At 51.1% G+C, this 2401-nt stretch carries 2 protein-coding genes; both read left to right on the top strand.

What is annotated here, in order from left to right:
- Nucleotides 1-4 precede the first annotated feature (4 nt).
- Entirely contained in the window at nucleotides 5-691 is a 687-nt protein-coding gene (locus A918_RS0104125; protein ID WP_022709828.1) for a GntR family transcriptional regulator, read from the top strand.
- Nucleotides 692-884: 193 nt separating this feature from the next.
- Nucleotides 885-2401: ABC transporter substrate-binding protein (locus tag A918_RS19400; protein WP_022709826.1), on the top strand; the 1517-nt coding region annotated here is incomplete at its 3' end.

Below are 2401 nucleotides of genomic sequence, written 5' to 3'. Positions count from 1 at the left end.
TTCCATGTCCAAGGCAGAAAGTGCCCAGGCTACGCCGGCAAGTCAGATATTTGACAGGATATGGCTCTCGATTGCCGAGCGGCGGCTGAAGCCCGGCACGCGGCTGAAAGAAGAAGAGCTGGCGGAAATTTTTGATGTCAGCCGTGCGCGTATCCGTCAGGCTTTGGCAACACTGGAACGCGAAGGGCTGGTGACAATTCAGGCCAATCGCGGTGCATTTGTATCAGAGCCATCGGTGGAAGAAGCGCGGGATGTATTCTATGCCCGTCGCGCCATTGAGCATCGGGTTGTTGAACGCCTATGCGAGAATATCAATAAAGAGCATGTTCAGCGGCTGAATGCCCATGTGGAAGAAGAGCGCAATGCCGACCGGCAGGGCAATCGCACGGATATTATCCGGCTTTCCGGTGGTTTCCATCTGTTGCTGGCGGAACTGGCGGGTTCGGCTTTCCTTTATGGTATTGTTAAAGATCTGATCTCGCGTACATCGCTGATTACAGCCGTTTATCGCTCACGCCATTTGCATAATTGCGGGCCGGATGAGCATCAGGCAATTGTCGAACATATTGCGCGTGGTGACACGGAGACGGCAATCAAAGCCGTGATTGAACATCTCGATCGTGTCGAATGTGAGCTGGAACTGGAAGATGACAAAGATCAGTCCTCTAGCCTGCGCGCTGCATTGCTCTGATTTTCATTTATAATTACGCGATTTTTAGCTCCGGTAAGCCGCAGGCCTGCCGGAGTTTTTTATATTGTTTAAAATATTTGATGACAAATATGTTGACAATTATGTCTGCATAAAACATCGTCTCAATTCTGTTCGGCACTCTCCCGTCTGAGGAAAAGGAGGGTGCTGTTATCTGTCGGCGAGAGGGACGACTATGACTTCACTACTGAAAAAACTATTATTCTGTACGGTTGCAACCTGTATCAGCACTGCATCTTTTGCTGAGACATTGCGCTGGGGCGGTGCACGCGATATTTTCTCGCTGGATCCGTATTCCTATGGCAGCACGTCCAATCTGGCGTTTCTGAACCATATTTACGAAGGTCTGGTGCGCTATACGCCGGAGTTTGTTGTCGAGCCTGCGCTGGCAACCAGCTGGGAGCTGATCGACAATAAAGTCTGGCGCTTCAAGCTGCGTGAAGGTGTGAAATTTCAGGACGGTTCCGATTTCACCTCTGCGGATGTTCTCGCTTCTATGAAGCGTGTCAGTCATCCGTCTTCACCGCTGCGCGGCAATATTCCGCTGTTTGTTGGTGCCACGGCTGTTGATGATTACACCGTTGATATCGAGGTCTCGTCGCCAAGCCCGCTTTTCCTGAACGACATGACCAATATTTTCATGTTCGACGGCGACTGGCTGGTGAAAAACAATTCTGAAATGCCGACCGATGTCGGTGGTCAGGTTGAAGGTTACACAACCTTCCACACCAATGGTACAGGCCCGTTCCAGCTCGAAAGCCGTGTGCCGGACAGCAAGACCATTCTGGTCAAACATAATGGCTGGTGGGATACACCAAAACACAATCTCGACCGTATTGAATTTACCCCTATTGCCTCGCCTGCAACCCGTGTTGCAGCCTTGCTTTCCGGCGAGATTGATCTGGTAGATGGTGTGCCGCTGCAGGATGTGAAGCGTCTGGAAAGCACACCGGATATTCGTGTGGAGCAGCGTCCTGATCTGCGCACCATCAATCTGGTTTTCAACCGTAAGGAAAAACTGAACGACGGACGCGATAATTTCTTCAACGATATTCGTGTGCGTCAGGCAATTGACCATGCGATTGACCGTGATTTGCTGGCAAAACGCGTAATGCGCGGCATGACCCATACGGCCGGTACTGTCGTTGCGCCGGAAATTCCGGGCTATACGAAAGAGCTGGATATTCCGACAAAATATGATCCGGAACTGTCCAAAAAACTGCTGGAAGAAGCCGGTGCTGTCGGCACAGAGTTCACCTATCTCTGCATGAATGATGAGAGCGTGAATGAAGAAGATGTCTGCTCGGTAATCGTCACCATGCTGAGCCGTGTTGGACTGAAGCCGAAGCTGGATATCGGGCCGCGTGCTGTTCAGGCACCGAAACGCTCGAGCGGTAAATCCGATATGTTCATGATCGGCTGGGCGAATGAGCCGACACTGGATGCCTATTCCATTCTGGTGCAGGTTCTGTCATCGCGCAAAGGCGCTGCAGGTGTGGCAAACTATGGCGGCTGGTCTTATCCTGAACTCGATGCACTGACAGAAAAAGCAGCGCTGGAAATGGATCGTGATAAACGTCTGGCTTTGGAATCCGAGGCACTCGGTATTGTTAAATCCGAAGTGATTATGATTCCGCTGCATCAGCAACCAATGGCATGGGGCATGACCAAGAAGGTGGAAGATGTCACCAT

The sequence above is a fragment of the Pseudochrobactrum sp. AO18b genome (genome assembly GCF_000409565.1).
GTDB lineage: Bacteria > Pseudomonadota > Alphaproteobacteria > Rhizobiales > Rhizobiaceae > Pseudochrobactrum > Pseudochrobactrum saccharolyticum.
This window is presented reverse-complemented; position numbering and strand designations above follow the sequence as displayed.

Coding starts and splice junctions, on each gene's coding strand:
- A918_RS0104125 (WP_022709828.1), top strand. CDS start 5: ATGTCCAAGGCAGAAAGTGCCCAGGCTACGCCGGCAAGTCAGATATTT.